The sequence below is a fragment of the Actinomycetota bacterium genome (genome assembly GCA_030019255.1).
GTDB lineage: Bacteria > Actinomycetota > Geothermincolia > Geothermincolales > RBG-13-55-18 > Solincola_A.
Genome location: JASEFK010000006.1, coordinates 91,160 through 108,892, shown reverse-complemented (window position 1 = coordinate 108,892; position 17,733 = coordinate 91,160). Strand labels below are relative to the sequence as shown.

The window sequence follows — 17,733 nt, the reverse complement described above, 5'->3', positions numbered from 1 at the left end:
CAAGAATGATAACCGAGGCAGAACACGCTGTCCATGCGGGGGGGAGACGAGCCGCGCTTCGCCGGCTAGGCCGGGCCTGGGCTTTCCACCATCTCCAGCAGGGCCTGTACCCGGGTGGTCAACTGCCCCACGTCCTCCGGGCTGTAGTCGGTCTCCACGTAGAGGAAGGGTATTCCCTCCTTTTCCAGTTCCTGTTTCACCTGGAAGGCCTCTATGGTATAGGGGTCGCAGAACTGCAGGGCGTAGTAGACCACGGCGTCTATAGAGTAATCGGCAACCAGCTCCTTGATATGCTCGATCCGTTCCCGGTTGGGGGTGAAAACCGCGCAGTCGATCTTCAGGTAGCGCTCGGCAATGGCGTCCAGCATCCCCTCCAGGTCGGAGGGTTCCTCGTCCACCAGGTGCCGGAAGTACCTTATCCCGGTGCACATCTCGTCCATGGCCACCAGGGCCCCGGAGGTCTCGATGACCGTGGCTAGCTTCCAGTTGGGTATGGCCATGGGGCATCCGGAGAGCAGGATACGCGGACGGTGCGCGCCGCGGATAGAGATACCCCTGTCCCGCCTCTCCTCCAGCTCGTCGCAGAGGGCATGGACCTTCTCCGCCAGGCGCTCGGGGTCGTCGTAAAAGGCGATCTGGTTGACCAGGAGGGCGTCGCGGCCGGAGATAAGCGGCGGGTCGCTCTTGCGCAGTTCGGCCAGGCGCAGGAGGGCGCGGCGCTTTTCGTTGACCACCCGTATGGCCTCGCGCAGGGATTCGGGGGTTATTTTCCTCCCGGACAACTCCTCCAACCTGGCCGCCAGGCGCCTGACCTCCGATCTCCAGAGGGCCCGGTCCGGCTCCTCCTTTCTCTGGGGGAGTTCCATGACGTGCACCGGCTGGAACTGCCCCAGTATCTCGTAGTACTTCTTTTTCCCGTCGCAGGTGGTCTCTCCCACCAGCAGGTCGCAGGACTCGATGTAGGGGCATACCTTGGCCAGCTTGAACCCCAGGGAGGACTTGATGAGGGCGCAGAGATTGCGGGGCAGGTATTCTTCCGCGGCTTCCTCGGCTACCTGGGCCCCGGCGCAGAGGCCCACGCAGATTCCTCCCGCGGCGATGATCAGCTCCTCCGGGACGTAGGTGCAGAAGGTGCCCACCACTACGCCGCCCCGGGCCCTGTGGTCCACCAGCTCCTTGACCCTCAACCCGTGGATCTCGGAGAACACGTAGTCGAAGTACTCCATGCCTCGCGGCCGGCCCTCCTGGCTCAAGATGGCCTCCTGGTAGAGGGGAGGAAGCACCTCGAGCAGCTTGTCGTGCGTTTCCAGGTCCAGCCCCAGTTCCTTCCACATCTCGCGGTAATCCGACATTTCCAGCCTCCTTTCCGGTCACGAACACGATCCCTTTCGTGTAGCCGCGCTCGAGTTTCAGGTCCTGCTATTTTGTTCCTATTTCCGTTTCCGCATCGTGTAGGGGACGATGCCCGTGAAGACCACCCCGGCTTCCCGAAGGGCTCTCCCGGCTGCCTTTTCGGAAGCGGTATCTATACGCAGGGAGATCCCGCAGTCCACGCTGAATTCCCTGGGGGTGTTGATGACCGCATGCGGGATCCCAGCTTCCTTGAGGACCGCCTCGGCCCTCAGGGCCTGGTGGGTGGAATCGAACAGCACGACGTAACAATTATGATGTTCCATAAATAAAGTTTATCATATAGATTTTGGTATTTTATTATCTTAGGGGCTGTATTATTGCATGATACCAACATAAATACAAAGTTTTTTCAACGTCTTCCCTATACGGACCCTTGCCGAGTGATCCTGAAACCAAAGACGATTCGCTTGACTTGCACTTAGACACTTCCGGCTCTCGAAAGCCCCTCATCACCGGTTAATCGCTTTCCCAGGCATTTTTCAAATATCTTCCCGGTATCGTCAGGAACCGGTCGGAAGGCCTCCGTTGAGGAGGTCCATATGGTGTATCAAGGACGGTCGTGGTCATGGGGCGGGTTCTTTTCGGGGTTGCCCAGGTTCAGAAACATGGTGGACTCCCCCTATACTTGCTTTGTAGTAAAAGAAGCGAAGCAAGGAGAAGTCATAGAAAAAGTCAACCCCAAGAGATATAGGCATGTTGCTTCCGATTCTGGCAATGGTCAAGAAAGACCCGCAGAGGACCAATTTTCCACGGGATCCTGGGATGAGGAAATACCCATATGCTATTGTTGGTTAAGGGCCACTCGACCTCTTGCAGCGGCCTGGCGAGGCCTTGGGGCGGTGGCCCTCTTGTAACGGATGGGCATAACCTTCTTCAGGGAGGAGAGGTCCTTCTCCGCAACCAAACAGCCCTTCTCCCGGTCCACGAAGCGTATCTCGAACCCCTCCTCCGGGTACTCGTAGGCGGGGTCGTAGCGCTTGCCGCTCATGAGCACCCCGTAGATGATGTGGGTCAGCTTGCGCATGGAAGGTCCCAGGGCCACCATACGGTCCTTCCCCTTCGCCACCTTGGAACAGTAGAAATGCTTGATGGCGTTATCCGGTGAGCGGGGGGAGATGGCCGCGAGCACCGAGAGGTAGACCGCCTGGTTCAGGTAGCGGTTGCCCTTCCTGGTCATGCGGGGTTTTGCGAGCCTGGACTCCCCGGATTCCCGGAGCTCCGGGTAGGCCCCCTACCTCCCCCACCAGATGCTTGGCGGAGGGGAAGCGTCCCACGCTTCCTGTCTCCGCCTCCATCACCGCCGCCTGCAGGGGACTTATCCCGGGGACAGTGAAGAGAGGGGTGGCGGGGAAGGCTTGGTAGAGCTCGGAGATCTTCTCCTCGATCAAAGAGAGTCTTCCCTTATGCGGAGGAGGTTGGCCTGAATGGAGCGCAGGGCGAACCCCATGCCCGGTCCATGCTGTGAGGCGCAGGAGCGGGCAGCCAGATCTTTCACCTCATGGGCGAACTTCTCTCCCAGCCGGAAGTTCCTCTTCCCGAAGGTGAGGGATGCGATCTCGGATACTTCCGCCCGGCGCACTTCGCAAGCGGTGGGGAAGTGCATGAGCAGGGCCAGATACCTGAGGCCTGAGCCCCTCTTGACCTTCCCACAGAGCTTAAGGGAAGGCCTGTTTCAGGTACTTGTGCAGGTGGTTAAGGTAGCGGGCGTGCTCGGAAGCCTTGAGCTTTCGGAAGCGGCAGAGCTCGCAGAGGTCGAGGTACTCGGAGGGAAGATCCGGCGCTGGCTCGGGCTCAAAGGTGGCCACGAAGCGGGCTATGGTCCGGGCATCTTCTGCGTCGGTCTTCACCCGGTGGAGCTCCAGTTCCTTGAAGCGCCTCGTCTGCAGGGGATTAAGGAGGGAGAGCTTCGCCCAGGGCATGGTCCTTCGGAAGAAGGAGAAGATGTTGCGCCAATAGATCCCGCCCTCCTCCGCTCCCCCATGAAAGATAGCCTCCGGATACCTCTTTCTCAGTTTTCCATCTCCTCCTTGAGGGCCTCGAAGCCCTCTAGGTCATCGGGAATGGTGAGTTCCCTTCCCAGGGGGTTCTTGTTCTCGTCGAGGAAGCATATTCTATGGAATCTTCCTCCCACATCCAGTCCGAAAAAGATCTTCTCCACATCGCCTCCTTTCCTCTGTCGGGAGGCCTCCGGGAGCCCGCGACTCCAGCCTTGCGCAATGATCAGAGGTCTAAAGCCCCAGGAAGTCTATCAGGAATCGGTCACGGGGTCCGGAGGACCAGTCTCCTTCCAAGGGCCTTCGCCCCAAGGAACCTCCGAGGCCTCCCCCGACACTTTGATTGTCATTCTAAACGGGAAAGCCGCCCGCAAGGGGCGACTTTTTCTATACAAGGTGTCCAGGAAAGGTTCAGTAGGAACCAGTACCATTATCTATCATACGAGGCTCCCGCACCAGGGGAAAATACTCAGGATGGCCAAGGTGGCGGATCTATCCAGGGAGGCCAAGGTGAGGCTTTACTGGGTGGGACATTACAAGAAGCACAAGAACGCCTCCGTCACCTGCCGCAGGTTCGGGATATCCAGAAGCACCCTGTATAAGTGGGTGAAGAGGTACCTCAAGAAGGGCCCCCGGGGCCTGGAGGACCTCCCCCGCACCCCCAAAAGGAGGAGGGTATCCAGGATACCCTGGCAGACGGTGGAGCTCATCTGCGACTTAAGGAGGGAGCATCCGGCCTGGTCGAAACATAAGATCGCCGTCATCCTAAAAAGGGACCACGGCATAGAGATCTCCTCCTCCAGCGTGGGAAGGATCATGAGAAGAAAGGGACTCTATGACCGGAGGGTGCAAAGAAGGAAGAGCCGGGCGGGAGAAAGGAGGAAAAGGGGCCTGCTGGCGGAGCGCTGGATGAAGAGGGCCTTCCCAGGGTGACTCATCCAGATAGAGCCCAGGAACCTGCGCTTCTTGGGCAAGAAGTTCTACCCGTTCACAGCCATAGACTGCTTCTCCCGGGTGGCCTTCAGCCGGGTGTACTCCTCCGCAAGCTCCGCCTGCGCCCGGGCCTTCTTAGAGGAGGTGAAGGCTTGTATGCCGTTTTCCGTCCTCGCCCTCAAGACGGAAGGCGGATCGGAGTTCCTCCGCCACTTCGACCGCGCCACGGAGGAGGGGCTCATCACCCACTACTTCTCCCACCCCTACTGCCCCAAGGACAATGCCTTCGTGGAGAGAAAGATCCAGACCACCAAGTACGAGCTGTGGGCCTTCCGTGAGGGATATACGGTGGAGGAGTTGAACGAGATCCTGGAGGAATGGAACTACGTCTACAATTACGTGAGGCCCCACCAGAGCCTGAGCTATCTCACCCCCATGGAGTTCCTTAGCCAGTGGATGGAGGAGTGCAAGGATAGGGATGGTGTGTTCACCATGTAGTGGAACAGGATAGGGGCTTGAAAGGATGTTTCAAGATTGGGAAGGTAGTGCAGGGACCGCCCCGCTCCCTTCCGGCCGGCGTGGCTGGGGAAAGGTAGATTGCGGCTGTTGCCTATACGTCTTTACGCCTTGCCTTTGAACATACGAACTTGAGGGGAGTGTCGTAGGAGGTGCCTTTTTCCAGCGGCCGGCTGACCGTCCGGGGATAGCACAGGCAGCAGGCCATATGCATGGGCTTACCGCGACAGTATTCAGAAAGGTAAGGGTAACGCCGCAAGGCCGCTGCCCGCAGCTCCCTTTCCTCCAGGTCTATGATATTCCCTCGCATCTCGTTCAGCCTTCCCGCGTGGTCGTCAACTGCAAGTCGAGATCTCGGGCTTCAGGTAGAAGGGTCCGTCCTTTTGGTGGAGCGCCGTTTCCAGGGCGGAAGTCAATCCTATGCCGGCATTTGTGCTTCCCGGGTCATTTTCCAAGTCCCTTATCAATTTATCGCCAACTATGTTTAATAATAATATAACCTGTTTTCTAATATAGTAATATAATATTTAGATATGTATACTCAAGTATGATTAATTTATTTCAAATAATATAACTGTATTATAGTCGTTCGACAAGAGCAACACCATTGCCTGATGACCGGAATGCAGGTGGCCCGAGAAAAGGTTTCTGAAATGGAATTATGGCCCCGAATCGATTGTTTCTCAATATTGACAAAAAACCATGATAGTAATATATTAAATTTGTAATGTTACTCTATAGAGAAACGGTGGTGATGATGTACACGGAGCACGAAATCGAATGCTGGTATCTTGGCCTTCCTTTCGAGGAGGAACGCCGGGAAGCGACCACCATCGAGTTTCCCTATCTTAATGATGAGGAGGTGGAGCGCATTTTTTTGGGCCTTCCCCTCGCGGCGGCCTGAAAAAGCGGGATATCACATCTTTGTGGCGCGTGCCCTTCCCTTTCCTCTCATCATTGGCGTGGAAAGGGAGCTGTTTTCGCTCCGCAGTGGTCAACGGAGCGAGGTTACCGCAGAAAAATCCCCTGTGAACCTTATGTAATATTATATATATATTTAATAATCTATTACCGGAAAATTTATCCTATTATTTAATACTTATCGATTTTCGATAACATATCGTAAATGGAGGATTAATCCATCGTGCATAATAATTATTTATCAGGATACGGCGGATGACGGAGACGGCGGGAGGGAGGCCGTGGATGATATAGGTGGCAAGCTGCGGGACCTCAGGAGGAGCAGAAAACTCTCCATACGCCAGGTCGCGGAGTTAACGGGATTCTCGGTATCCTTCCTGAGTAAGCTGGAGACCGGAAAGACGAGCATCACCATCAAGAACCTCATCAAGCTTCTGAATTCTTACGGTGTGACCCTCGCGGAACTTTTTTCTGGCCAGGCGGTTCGCAAGATAACCTACCGGCGTGAGGACCGGCGCAAGATAGACAGTCCGGAGGACGTGAGCCTGGAACTCCTGGTTGACGACCCCGAGGCCCAGATGGAAACACTCCTGGGCACCTTTCAACCCCATGCCAGGTACCGCGATCCCATCAAGCATGGTGGGGAGGAGTTCGCCATGGCCCTGAAGGGCGAATTCCGTTTCGAGCTGGGCAGGGAGGCCCACCACTTAAGGGAAGGGGACTGCGTTTACTTCCGAGGAGAGGAGCCTCACGCCTGGGAAAACCTCTCCGACGAAGAGGGCGTTCTCCTCATGGTCATCACCCCACCCAGCGTGTGAGAGCGGTCCTGATCGAATTTCGGGGTACGCAAGGAGATGCCGGACGTGGCCTGTCTTCTTGGACCGGAGCCTCCGATCGAGCCCGAAGAAGATCCCGATCCTTGCTTAAACCCCGAAGCTCCAGGGAAAAATATTCAAGGTGACGGTAAGCCGCAGGGACACGCCCCAAGACCGGGGCTTTCGCCAAAGGCGGCGTTCCCGGAATGGGATAGGAGGACTTCGTGATGGAAGAGGCGTCGAGGGATGGGGAAAAGGTCTATCGCCGCTTGCGGCTGTACAATGGGGTGATGGCTGCCCTCCATTTCCTGCAGGGCCTGCTCATGGTGGCCCTGAGCAACGACTTCTCCCTTCCCGTAACCACCAACTACCTGAAGGCGGACCCGACGCAGTTCGCCCAGCCCAGCATGCCCGAGGTGGTGGGCCACCTGAGGATCGGGCCCATGGTGGCCGCCTTCCTCTTCATGAGCGCCCTGGCCCACTTCCTCCTCACCCTTCCCGGGATATACGAGTGGTACGCGGGGAACCTGAGGAAGGGCATCAACCACGCCCGCTGGATAGAATATTCCTTCAGCGCCTCCCTGATGATCGTGGTCATCGCCATGCTCTCCGGGGTCTACGACCTGAGCACCCTCCTCCTGCTCTTCTTCCTCAACGCCATGATGATCCTCTTCGGGTGGATGATGGAGCTGGACAACCAGGGCAGGGAGAAGACGAGGTGGACCGCCTTCTGGTTCGGCTGCCTGGCGGGGATCATCCCCTGGGTGGTCATCGCCCTGTACTTCTTTTCCGCCGTCGCCAACCCGGAGGCCGACGTGCCCACCTTCGTCTACTTCATCCTCCCCATCCTCTTCGTCTTCTTCAACATCTTCGCCCTGAACATGGTCCTGCAGTACCGGAAGGTGGGGAAGTGGCGGGACTACCTCTTCGGGGAGAAGGTGTATATCCTCCTGAGCCTTCTGGCCAAGTCCGCCCTGGCCTGGCAGGTCTTCGGCGGCACCCTGCGCGGCGGATGAGGGGATAGAAGCCCCCGCCGTTTTCACGCGGCGAAGAAACACTCACCGCGTAGAGGCCCGGGAGAAAATCGGGCAACCGGGACATCTCTATGCGGCATTGCTTGCGCAGGGCCCTCTTGAATATCTCCGGAGACGCGGCAGGTATGCGGAAGGGACAGCGCATTCTCGAGACCCCTCCCGGGCTCGCCTCGTATTTGTGCACCGCCCTACCGAAGGGCCTGCCCTGCCGCCCAGCGAATGTCGCAGCCGTAGCTATCCGGGGCGAGAGACCTTCGGCGTTATCCGCCCAGCCGGTGGATGAACTCCACGCAGCGCTTGACGATGAGATCCTTGTCGTAATCCAGGGTGGCCACGTGGTAGGAGTTCTCCAGCCACACCAGCTCCTTGTCCGACGAGCTCACGTGGTCCAGGATATAAGGGCCGTTGGGGGGCGGGACCACGTGGTCCTCCCGGGAGGTGAACACCAGGATGGGGGCGGTTATCCTGGGCAGGTCGCGACGGGTTATCTTCATCAGCTCGTAGAGCTCCGCGGCGGCGCGCACCGGTACCTTGTCGTAGCACAATTCCTTGGATTCGGGATCCTTGATGTCGCTCCCCACCCCGGGAATGGTCTTCAGCAGGTACTTGAATACCGGGGTCAAGGGCATGAGGGGGCTGAGTTTAGCCACCGCGGCGTTGATGGGCAGGAGGCCGGCCACCCGGTCGGCATATCTCTCGCCCAGGTAGCAGGTGATGGTTCCCCCCATGGAGAGCCCGGTGATAAAGACCTTGTCGCAGCGGTCCAGGAGTTCCCGCAGGCCCTTTTCAGCTTCCCCGGTCCATTCCTCCCAGGTACGCCCGGCCAGGTCCTCCACGCTGGTCCCGTGCCCGGGCAGCCGGGGACCGATGACCGTGAAACCGGCTTCCGCCAGCCCCTCTCCCAGGGGACGCATGCTCTGGGTGCATCCCGTGAAGCCGTGCACCACCAGCACCCCCGTCTTTCCGCCCTCGAAGCGGAAAGGTTGCGCGTCCGGCCAGACTTCCTCAGCCATTTTTCCACCTCCCGTTTCTCGTGATGTCAACCTTCGTTAACCTGCACGAACCGAGTATTTTCCCGTGACGCCAACCACCATTAACCCGTACCAACCAGGTATTAATACAAGTTTCGCGCCTAGTGCGTCGGAATCGACCATTCTGTTCAGCCGGGATCATAGGGTGGTCTCTCTGCCTTTTTCAACCCGGAAAGCGCCTACTGAGACGATACAGCATCTTCCTTTCTCCTGGCCGAGTACCCCGTGAGCCGCGAGCCGGTCGGGGCCGTCTTCCTTCAACCGGTCTGTTCCCGTGGCCCATGCCCGGGGCCTCGCGGGCGGTGGCCTTGGCTCATTCCTCGAGCACCCAGTCCAGGCTGCGCTCCACGGCCCGCCTCCAGTACCGGCGCATCTTCCGCGCCCGCTCCTCCGCCGCGGGGTCGGGAGCGGCTTCGCGGTCCACCTCCCACCTTTCCTCTATTTCTTCCAGGTCCTTCCATACGCCGGTGGCCAGGCCGGCGAGGAGGGCTGCTCCCAGGGAGGTGGTCTCCGGGATCACGGGACGGCGGACGGGCACGCCCAGGAGGTCGGCCTGGTACTGGAGGAGCATGTCCATGACGCTGGCCCCGCCGTCCACGCGAAGCTCCTTAAGGGGGATACCCGTCTCCTCCACCATGGCCTCCACCACGTCGCAGGTTTGAAGGGCCATGGACTCTATCGCCGCCCGGGCCACGTGAGCCCGCGTGGTGCCGCGGGTCATGCCGATGAGCAGGGCTCGGGCGCGCGGGTTCCAGTAGGGAGCGCCCAGCCCCACGAAGGCGGGGACGAAGTAGACCCCGCCGGCGTCCTCCACCTGGGAGGCCAGCCCTTCGATCTCTGAGACCTCGGATATGATTCCCAGTCCGTCGCGGAGCCAGTTCACCGCCGCGCCGGTGATGAATATGGAGCCTTCCAACGCGTAGGTGGTCTTGCCGCCGATGCTCCAGGCCACGGTGGTGAGGAGTCCGCGGGAGGAGAGGGTGGGCCGATCGCCGGTGTTCATGAGCACGAAGCTGCCCGTCCCATAGGTGTTCTTGCTCATCCCGGGATGGAAGCAGGCCTGGCCGAAGAGGGCTGCCTGCTGGTCCCCGGCTATTCCCGCCACCGGGGCGCTTATCCCCAGGAAGGAGGAGGGGTCGGTCTCCCCGAACACGCCGCTCGAGTCCCTGACCTCGGGGAGCATGGACATGGGCACCTCGAAGATGCGCGCCAGCTCCTCGTCCCAGGACAGGTCGTGAAGGTTGAAGAGCAGGGTACGGCTCGCGTTGGAGACGTCGGTGGCGTGTACGCGACCCCCGGTAAGACGGTAGAGGAGCCAGGAGTCCACGGTGCCGAAACACAGCTCGCCCGCCTGGGCCCGCTTCACGACCTCCGGCTCATTCTCCATGACCCAGGTGAGCTTGGTTCCCGAGAAGTAGGGGTCGAGCACCAGTCCCGTCCGGCGGCGTACCTCGTCCTCCAGGCCCCGTTCCCGGCAACGTGCGCAGATGTCGGCGCTGCGGCGGCACTGCCAGACGATGGCCCGGCGGACCGGCTTACCGCTCTCCCGGTCCCAGATGACCGTGGTCTCCCTCTGGTTGGTGATGCCTACCGCGGCCACCTCGCGGGGGGAGATTCCGGCCTTTTCTAGTGCGCGTCGGGCCGTGTCCAGGGTGCATTCCCATATTTCCTCGGCGTCGTGCTCCACCCACCCCGGGCGGGGATAGTATTGTGGGAATTCCTGGGAATGGCCGGACACTATCCTCTGGCTCCGGTCGAAGCAGATGCACTTGGTTCCCGTAGTTCCCTGGTCGATGGCCAGGATGATCATGCCGACCTCCTTACGAGCTTCCGATCATATCCCTTAACGATTGTTCCCTCGGCTCAGGAAAAAAGAAGATGTAGCTGTATGGAGTGCGGGACGACCGAGGATATCATAACTTGTTTTGGCCACCTGTGAGGATGCCATAATCGATTAGCCCTTTCCTTCCGGAGGGTAAGCTCATCTCCTTCAATCATGGCACCGGCCGTTAAACCCGCGGTTGCCCCGACCGGTGCGATTATCCTTCGGAGTCGCTTGTTCCTTCCGCGTCCTCTTCCAGGTCCAGGGGCACCTGCAGCCCTCCGCTTTCCTCGCTTTCGCCGGGTTCCCGTTCCGCCGTTCTCCGGAATCCCTGGGCACCCGGTCTCATGTCCAGGAAGCGCTTCTCGCGCCCCTTGGTCTCCAGGCCCAGCCTCTGCAGGAGGCGGGGAAGGCTGTGGAAGACGATCCGGGTTGGGGCGATCTCCACCTCCTTCTGCAGGAGTTCGTAAAGCTCCCTTTCCAGGTACTTTCTGGAAATCCCTTCCGCGGGGGCGATATGCAGGTGCAGTTCGTCCAGGTCATAGGGGTCGTCGTTGTGCTTGCGGATCTCCAGCTGCCATTCGAGGACGTCCTTATGCCCAGAGAGCAGGGGGTAGAAGGCGTTGAGGTCCACCAGGGTTCCCTTGAGCTTGGTGAGTTCGAACTCCTTGTACTCCGAGGTGCGGCTTATTTCCATTCCCAGCCTGGGGAGGGAACGCCCGCAGTAGGGGCAGGGCTCATGGACAATCCCTCCCTTGACCAGGTCGCCGGTGCGGAAACGCAGGAGAACGCTCCCCCGCCAGTCGATGCAGGTGTAAACGATCTCCCCGTCCCGGCCGTCCTCCACGCGGGAGCCGGTTTCCGGGTCCACGATCTCCAGGTACTCCATGTCCGGGAAGAGGTGGTATCCCGAGCTTTCCTCGCGGGAGAGGGCCGAGGCGCGGCACTCGCTCCAGGCCACGCGTCCTTCCGTGAACCCGTAGGTGGAGATGACGGCCGGTCTTTCCGAGCCCACCTTCGCCAGCAGCTCGAGCATCTTGTCCTTGAGCCCGTGCGGAAGACCGTCCCCTCCCAGGATGATGGTGTGCAGGTTTGAGAGATCGCGTCCCTCCCGCGCCGCCAGGCGCAGCAAATGATAAGCGTAGCTGGGGGTGGCGGTGAGTACCGTACCCCGCAGCCGTTCCAGGGCATCCAGGATGCGCTCCGTGCCCAGTATGCGGCCTCCGCCCGTGTGCAGGGCGGGCATGCCCATCGCCTCGACGGCGAAGTAGGTCATCCAGAAGGCCAGGTGGGGCGCGAAGGGGAAGGCGTTGATGACCATGTCCCTCCGGTCCAGCCCGGCCAACTCGAAGATGCGCCTGCCGGCTTCCCGCAGCCTTTGCAGGTCGTAGGGCGTGTAGAGGATGGGGGTGGGAAGGGCCGTGCGCCCGATGGTGAAGTGGTAATGCACGGGGGAGAACTCGTGATGCATGAGCTTCGCGTAGCCCCCCTTTCCGTGGGTCAGCCTGAGCATGCGATGCCGCCAGCGAACGGCAACGCGGGAGCTTATTCTCTCCCGGTCCGGCCTGAGCACGAGGTTGAAGGGAATTTCCGGGTCGTCGGGGAGGGGGGCGATGTCCGCCTTGGTGGTGAAGGGGATGCAGGACAGGTCCCTCAGGGTCCGAATGACCTGAGGTTTAATACGGTTGTAATCGAAAAGCTCCCGGTAGTAGGGGCTCGTGGGATAGACGAGTTCGCGGATGAAACGGACCAGGTGCTGCTCCTGTGCCGCCAAGTACTGCCTCGGCGGCAGGTGGTCCCAGAAGGTCTTGGGCATCTCCCTCTTCCTCCCCCTCTCCTCGTGCTACGACCCGAAAGCGTGCCTGTCCGGTCTCGCTTAACGATACTACCACGAAAGGGGGTATGGGCGAAGGAGCACCTGGAAGAATCCAGCGAGGGAAAACTAAACGGGATGACGCCCTTCCCTCTTGTGATGGTTGGAGGACGACGTGAGACGTATTACGGAGTGAAAGCCCGGTGACCTGAAGTTCGCCGAAGGAGGCAAGCTCGGGATAAGGCGTTGAGAATGGGGAGACCGGACTCGAGCGGGGGAAGGCGAACGATGCGGTGCGAGCGGAAGTGTGACCTCCGCAGGCACATTAACCGGGGTTGGTCGGCCCCTGCGCAGCGAGAGAGCATGGAATGGCGTAAAAGAAGAGCCCTGCCGGGCTCTTCCTGCCGTCCTGATTCGGGTGGAGGTTAAGGTTTCACGGTCCGCCTCCGCGATCCGGGATCGCGGAGGCCCATGTCAGCAGCCTTCCGAGCAGTGAGCCACGCGCGGAACCATGAAGCGCTTCACTTTTCCACCTCCTTCCACCCCTTCACCAGCCGCCTTGTCCTCATCCGTCAACCCGGGATGACGTTACCGGGCGGACGTTCCACGGAACCGTATTCCCCCGCGCTTGAGCGAGATCCCGGAATGAGGCCCTCCCGGCTCCTCCCGCGCACCTTATTTAATTTCGTACAATATATCGCATTCCCCGACCACACCGCTCTTGCGCACTTCCCGGAGCGAGGCTTTCCTGCCCCCTACCCGGGAAATGGAAAAGAGCCCGGTGGGGATTATGGGGCAAAGGGTGGGTGCTCCTTCACGGCGGAGTTCCTCGTTTCCGTGGCAGATATGGCAGCCCCGCACCTCGATCCTCAGGCCCTCGTCCTCGCCTTCCACCCTCACCTGCTCGCCGAAACGGAGTTCATCCCGGAGATAATCCTCGAAAGCCCGCCGGAAATCCTCACCTTCCAGCCCGGTTCCTACCTTCTTCTTGAAATCCTCCGCCCACTCGGAACCGATGCGGGATTTAACCTTCTCCAGGTCCCCGGAAAGGGACTTGACCACCGCCCGGTGATATTTTTTCACGAACTCCCGGTCAACCTCCGGCATTTTTTATGACCTCCTTCCTAGGTGCGTTATGACGCCAACCTCACACCATGCGCACGGCTCCCAGGTCGCAGGCGTGGGAGCAGTTCCCGCAGAACCTGCATTTCTCGAAATCTATCCCTACGCGGCAAGCTCCCCCATTATCCGCCCGGATGACCCTGAAGGCCCCGTGGGGACAAAAGCGGGCCGCCTTGCAACCCTCACACCTTTCGGCTATGTCGCATTTCTCCACGTCTATCCAGGGCATCTTGGTCCGCATGGCCACCACCTCTGTATACCTATGGGGGTATTTTATCCTTGAATCCGGCGGTCGCCGATGATTCAGGTCATAAAAGCGGTCGTGCGAGATACCCGAGGATGCAAAGACCAGCCGCAGGCTGTCTTCCTGCCCTTCGCACGGCCCGTGCCTCGACCCTTGGCACCTCGAAAAAGCCGGGATTTGGATCCGTGCTCCCCCAGGTCCCGTCTTCTCACAAGGACCGTCATGAGTTTGCGGATTTGATGGATCGGGTGATGGTTCATGATTGCGCCCGACACGAACCCTGATCTCAGGGCTGTGTCCGGCGGGTGGTCGGAGGAGGATGTTCGCCCCCCCGGGACCTAGCCGATGCTGGAGGTTTAGAAGTGCGGGGAATGTGGTAAATTAGGATGTAGAACGAAAAGGGAACATCAGCTCCCGAGGATAAGCGAGATTGCGGGGTTCTCCGCGGCGAAGAAATAGTCAGGCTTTTCTCGGGAGCTGTTCCATTAGGAGAAATATTAGCTTCCGCTTGTAGAAGTTGGAATCCTCGAGGCTGTCCCTGTACACTCTCGTAATTCCACTGGTAGAAATATTAGCCCCCGTCCATACTGAGGCGTCATGACGTGGATCAACCCCCTCCTACTGAACCCGGCTCCCGCGGCGTCCCGGACGACTCTTCCTTGTCTCGAATTGAACGATAAGGTTCGGTTGGCCTCAACCTATGGCCGACCCGGGAGAAAGGGTGACTTGGACCGGGAAGCTGAGCAGGTGAACCGTCATGTCATCCCTCCACCCCATGGCATTGTGGTTATCGTCCGCCGCGGCTCGAGCCCCGATAGCGGAGGGGAAGGTAGAGAAGTGGCCGGACTCGAATAATCCATGGAGGGCAAGCAATGCGGTCTGGGTGACCGTGAGAGGTTCTACGCCGTCCCCGAGCCGCGCGACGGCGCCCGGTAATATAGGAGACAAGGCAGTGTGCGATCGCGTTGAACAACGGGAGGAGGACGATGAGAGAGAAGGATGACCGGGGCGTCCTCCATGCATCCTTGCTCCTGGACGGGGAAGACCGGATTCTGGAGGGAAACCGCGACGCGGAGGTCTTCCTCGAAAGGCCCCTGGAGGAAGCGCGCAAGGCCTCCCTCCGGGAGGTCAACCCCATCCTCTACTCCGCCCTGAAGGACCTGCTGGCCAAGACCAGGCGGGGGCGCGGGGTGGAGAATTACGCCATGGCCTACAAGCTGGGAAAACACCTCCTGCGCCTGAACGTCTCCATCACTCCCTATCCGCTGGAAGCGCTGGGAAGCACGGGCAGCATGGTGAGCATCACCACGACCTTTCCTGGGGGCCTGGGGCAGGCGCGCCGCCCGGAGAGCTCGCAGCTCTCCATGCTCGTCCCGGAAGCCGCCGGGGAGATAAAGGGATTTCTGGACAGGATCGCGGACCCCGCTTTTCTGCTGGACGACGAGGCCGGGTTCATCTACGCCAACGCGGCCATGTGCCAGGCGCTCGGGCACGGTGCCAACGAGGTGATGGGAAGGCCGCTTTCCTTTTTCCTGGCCCACGAGAAGGCCAGGAAGACCTTGGAATACCTGGCGGAAACGGTGCGCGCGACCCCCTGGAGGGGCGAGCTGGAGTTTAAGCGCCCGGATGGGACCGTCTCCGTGGTGGCGGTCACGGTGGTCCTATGGGGGGAAGGTGAGGAGGCGGCGATGCTGGGCCTGGGCAGGGAGGTTACTTCCGAGGCCCGGATGAAGAAGGAGAGGAACGAGGAGCTGCGGCGTTTGTGGAACCTCCTGGAAAGCACCCAGTCGCCGCTGCTCTGCTTCACGCCCGACTACCGTGTTACCCTCGTAAGCTCCCGGGCGGAGGAGCTGCTGGGCGTCTCCCGCGACAGGGCCATCGGGGCTACCTTGGCGGAACTCTTTCCGGCCGAGGTCAGGGATGTGGTGAGCGCTCTGGCCGAGAGTGCCGTAAGCGAGGGGGAAGAGCGAGAGGCGACGGTTACCCTGAGAATAAAGCGGGCCAGTAAAGAACTGAAGATGATCGCCCGGCCCGCATACCAGGTAAGGGGCAAGACCCGTGAATACGCCCTTCTTATACAGGAGGTTACCGGGAAAGCGGACGAGGTGAAAGCCCTCCGGAAGAGGGTGGAATCCCTCGAGCGCAGCCTGAAGATCATGGAACAGGCGGCAAGGAGCGCGGACTGGGAAGGGCTGCTGGATTTCTGCCTGGAGCTCGCGGGGCACGTGGTGGACTACGAGGCCGGAGCGGCGTTCCTCGTGGAGGAGGGCTTTGCCTCCCTCGAGGCGGCTCGCCGCCTTGAGGAAAAAGACTTGGAATCGTGTCGAAGGGTCGGGCTGCGCCCAGGTTACATGCGCCAGTGCCGTGAGGAGGGCCTGTTCCGGTTGGGCGTCCACGGTGGGGTTCCCCGGGAGGGATGGGAGGAGATGGCCTCCATGCTGGAGAGGCCGGATATCCTTACGGACCTGCTCGGGGAGAAGCGGTGGCGATCCCTGCTGGTGATTCCCCTGAGGGCTGAGGGGTCGGTGGTCGGCGCCATAGCCCTCGCGGACCTTCGGCCTGAGGGGCTGGACGAGGCGGTAAGGGAAGCACTCGAGGCCCTGGGAAGAGATGCGGGCGAGGCGGTACGGGCCATGCGCATACGCATGTCCTCGCGAACGGAGAGGTCGGATGGGTCGGGCGGTCCCGGATCGGGTGGGTGGGATAAAGGCGCGCATTACGGCCGCGACTCGGAAGTGGATACCGGAAGCAGGACCGACACCATAGAACGGAAGCCATCCGGAGGGCCGGCTCATGGTGGTTCCGGCGAGGGAAAGGAACACGATTACCTGCGGATAGCCCGCCTTTCCAGGGGAAGCGAGAACCCGCCGGACTTGCTGGCCGCGCCGGGTGAAGGTACGGCCCCCAGGGCAGTGCTCTCCCCCCGTGGCATCGACCTGTGGGGCATGATCAAGGACCTCAAGGACTACTATGCGCGGCGCGGCAGGGCCGGGGAGATCTTCCTCGAGGTGGAGGAGGACCTTCCGCGCGTGCATGCGGATAAAAGGCTCCTCCGCGAGGCGCTCATGTGCCTCCTGGACAACGCCTTCCGGTTCTCCCCTCCCGGAAGCCCGGTGGTCCTGGGGGCGGAGAGATGGGGAGACGAGATACTGCTGCGGGTTGAAGACCAGGGACCCGGGATGCCGGAAGAGGTGATCCGGGAAATCACCCGTGCGGATGCGGAGGAGGAATCCTTCCGGGTCACGGGCCGGAGGGCCAAGAGCCTCCTGGTCTGCCGCAGGTTCGTCAGGTCCATGGGCGGGGAGCTGTCCTTCAAGGCCGCTCCGGGAGAGGGTACTGTGGCCTACATCCGCATACCCGTCCTTCCCTTCGTCAGCGAGGTCTCATGAGCCCTGCAGATTCCCTTCCCGAGGTAAACATCCTGGGGATTTGCGGAAGCCCGGTGAGAGACGGGAACGTTGTCGCACTCTTGGAGGAGGCCCTGCGCAGCCAGGACGGCCAACCGGGGGTGAGTTGGGAGATCGTGCACCTCGCGGACCTCCGGGTGGAGGACTGCGTGCATTGCAACTGGTGCCTCCGGAAACAGACCGAGGGGAGGCGATGCTCACGTGGAGACGATATGGAGGAGATATATCCTCGGGTGGAATCCTGTGATGTCCTCATATTGGCCACGCCAGTGTATTTCGGCCGGCTTTCGGGGCACCTAGCGGCTTTCATAGACCGCATGCGCATATACGTTCACGGAAACCTCACCGCGGGGAAGCTGCGCGACAAGGTGGGGGGTGCCCTGGCCGTGGCCTGGTTCCGCATGGGGGGGCTGGAGATGGCCTTACTCACCGCCCACCAGTTCTTCTACGCTGTGAACATGGTCATCGCCTCGCCGGACATCGGGCTCCAGGGCGGGGCGGCCTTTTCCTCCCTGGAGGGAACGGGAAAAAGGGCGGAAGGTGATAAGAAGCTGGTTCTCCGCGACCAGTGGGGGGTAGCCAGTGCCGTTTCCACCGTGCACCGGGCCGTGGAGCTCGCCCGCCTGCTCAAGGCCGGCCAGGAGGCGCTGGACCGCAGGGGATGAGGA

General features: G+C 60.6%; 17 protein-coding genes and 1 pseudogene. 7 read left to right on the top strand and 11 right to left on the bottom strand.

Annotation, left to right across the window (positions count from 1 at the left end):
• Nucleotides 1-65 precede the first annotated feature (65 nt).
• The 5 genes and pseudogenes from QME84_07025 to QME84_07005 form a co-directional block, all read right to left on the bottom strand.
• Nucleotides 66-1,352 (bottom strand): double-cubane-cluster-containing anaerobic reductase, encoded by a 1,287-nt coding sequence (locus tag QME84_07025; GenBank protein MDI6874018.1) that lies wholly within the window; start codon nt 1,350-1,352, stop codon nt 66-68.
• A 78-nt stretch (nt 1,353-1,430) separates the two neighbouring features.
• On the bottom strand, nt 1,431-1,652 hold the full coding sequence (locus tag QME84_07020) for a DUF3343 domain-containing protein (protein ID MDI6874017.1): 222 nt from the start codon (nt 1,650-1,652) through the stop codon (nt 1,431-1,433).
• 542 nt (nt 1,653-2,194) lie between these two features.
• Nucleotides 2,195-2,623: pseudogene (locus QME84_07015) on the bottom strand (hypothetical protein).
• Nucleotides 2,624-3,068: 445 nt separating this feature from the next.
• The gene (locus QME84_07010) at nt 3,069-3,401 is read right to left on the bottom strand and encodes a transposase (GenBank protein ID MDI6874016.1); all 333 of its coding nucleotides are present in this window, start codon (nt 3,399-3,401) and stop codon (nt 3,069-3,071) included.
• 20 nt (nt 3,402-3,421) lie between these two features.
• On the bottom strand, nt 3,422-3,571 hold the full coding sequence (locus tag QME84_07005) for a hypothetical protein (protein ID MDI6874015.1): 150 nt from the start codon (nt 3,569-3,571) through the stop codon (nt 3,422-3,424).
• Nucleotides 3,572-3,881: 310 nt separating this feature from the next.
• Between QME84_07005 and QME84_07000 the strand changes: the two genes are divergently transcribed.
• Both QME84_07000 and QME84_06995 read left to right on the top strand, forming a co-directional pair.
• Nucleotides 3,882-4,340 (top strand): helix-turn-helix domain-containing protein, encoded by a 459-nt coding sequence (locus QME84_07000; protein ID MDI6874014.1) that lies wholly within the window; start codon nt 3,882-3,884, stop codon nt 4,338-4,340.
• 33 nt (nt 4,341-4,373) lie between these two features.
• The gene (locus QME84_06995; GenBank protein MDI6874013.1) at nt 4,374-4,838 is read left to right on the top strand and encodes an integrase core domain-containing protein; all 465 of its coding nucleotides are present in this window, start codon (nt 4,374-4,376) and stop codon (nt 4,836-4,838) included.
• A gap of 112 nt (nt 4,839-4,950) precedes the next feature.
• On the opposite strand, the gene QME84_06990 is transcribed toward QME84_06995, so the two are convergent.
• Entirely contained in the window at nt 4,951-5,166 is a 216-nt protein-coding gene (locus tag QME84_06990; GenBank protein ID MDI6874012.1) for a hypothetical protein, read from the bottom strand.
• 417 nt (nt 5,167-5,583) lie between these two features.
• Between QME84_06990 and QME84_06985 the strand changes: the two genes are divergently transcribed.
• From QME84_06985 to heR, 3 genes are all read left to right on the top strand, one after another.
• Entirely contained in the window at nt 5,584-5,760 is a 177-nt protein-coding gene (locus tag QME84_06985) for a hypothetical protein (protein ID MDI6874011.1), read from the top strand.
• Between the two features lie 298 nt (nt 5,761-6,058).
• Nucleotides 6,059-6,595, top strand: a complete 537-nt coding sequence (locus tag QME84_06980) for a helix-turn-helix domain-containing protein (protein MDI6874010.1) — start codon at nt 6,059-6,061, stop codon at nt 6,593-6,595.
• Between the two features lie 224 nt (nt 6,596-6,819).
• Nucleotides 6,820-7,608 carry a heliorhodopsin HeR gene (heR, locus tag QME84_06975; protein ID MDI6874009.1) on the top strand — a complete coding sequence of 263 codons (789 nt, stop codon included), beginning with the start codon at nt 6,820-6,822 and terminating at the stop codon, nt 7,606-7,608.
• A 278-nt stretch (nt 7,609-7,886) separates the two neighbouring features.
• Here the strand turns inward: heR and QME84_06970 are convergent, their stop codons facing one another.
• The 5 genes from QME84_06970 to QME84_06950 form a co-directional block, all read right to left on the bottom strand.
• Nucleotides 7,887-8,639, bottom strand: coding sequence for an alpha/beta fold hydrolase (locus QME84_06970; protein ID MDI6874008.1), 753 nt, complete (start codon nt 8,637-8,639; stop codon nt 7,887-7,889).
• A 331-nt stretch (nt 8,640-8,970) separates the two neighbouring features.
• Entirely contained in the window at nt 8,971-10,467 is a 1,497-nt protein-coding gene (glpK, locus tag QME84_06965) for a glycerol kinase GlpK (GenBank protein MDI6874007.1), read from the bottom strand.
• 229 nt (nt 10,468-10,696) lie between these two features.
• A complete protein-coding gene (locus tag QME84_06960; GenBank protein ID MDI6874006.1) occupies nt 10,697-12,295 on the bottom strand; it encodes an AMP-binding protein in 1,599 nt (532 codons plus the stop codon).
• 672 nt (nt 12,296-12,967) lie between these two features.
• On the bottom strand, nt 12,968-13,399 hold the full coding sequence (locus tag QME84_06955; GenBank protein MDI6874005.1) for a hypothetical protein: 432 nt from the start codon (nt 13,397-13,399) through the stop codon (nt 12,968-12,970).
• Between the two features lie 40 nt (nt 13,400-13,439).
• Nucleotides 13,440-13,655, bottom strand: a complete 216-nt coding sequence (locus tag QME84_06950) for a 4Fe-4S binding protein (GenBank protein MDI6874004.1) — start codon at nt 13,653-13,655, stop codon at nt 13,440-13,442.
• A 989-nt stretch (nt 13,656-14,644) separates the two neighbouring features.
• Between QME84_06950 and QME84_06945 the strand changes: the two genes are divergently transcribed.
• Both QME84_06945 and QME84_06940 read left to right on the top strand, forming a co-directional pair.
• The gene (locus QME84_06945) at nt 14,645-17,047 is read left to right on the top strand and encodes a PAS domain-containing protein (GenBank protein ID MDI6874003.1); all 2,403 of its coding nucleotides are present in this window, start codon (nt 14,645-14,647) and stop codon (nt 17,045-17,047) included.
• Nucleotides 17,044-17,730, top strand: coding sequence for a flavodoxin family protein (locus QME84_06940; GenBank protein MDI6874002.1), 687 nt, complete (start codon nt 17,044-17,046; stop codon nt 17,728-17,730). The genes QME84_06945 and QME84_06940 overlap by 4 nt, the downstream gene beginning before the upstream one ends.
• The last annotated feature ends 3 nt before the right edge of the window (nt 17,731-17,733 follow it).